The following is a 320-nucleotide window of genomic DNA, read 5'->3' on the forward strand; positions in this document are numbered from 1 at the left end:
GAGTATGTCGATCAGTTCTGGTTTCATGCTGCATTATCCTGTCGACGTGCGCGGCGCTTCTCCAGCGCCCGGGCTTTGCGGGTGAATATGGATTTGATGCGTTTCAGGTACGGGATATCGAAACGGCGTGGCACATTGTCTGATTCAAGACGCTCCACCCTTTCGAGGCCTATACGCCTGATGAGGCGGATTCGGTATTCGACCGCATTACCGCTTAACTGCCGGTTGCAGCGAGTGCAGGCCGAATGAACGTTGAATACGTTGAATTTGAGATGTGAGGCGGCACCGCGCGAGCGGTAATGGCTTGCATCGATGGCGCT

At 55.0% G+C, this 320-nt stretch carries 1 protein-coding gene; it reads right to left on the reverse strand.

Annotated features, from left to right (window positions below; translation table 11 throughout):
• Positions 1 to 23 precede the first annotated feature (23 nt).
• A partial coding sequence (locus NA197_RS23485; RefSeq protein WP_438796714.1) for a recombination protein NinG occupies positions 24 to 320 on the reverse strand: 297 nt, incomplete at its 5' end.

Origin of the sequence: Salmonella sp. NW884 (assembly GCF_051700745.1) — a bacterium.
GTDB lineage: Bacteria > Pseudomonadota > Gammaproteobacteria > Enterobacterales > Enterobacteriaceae > Salmonella > Salmonella enterica.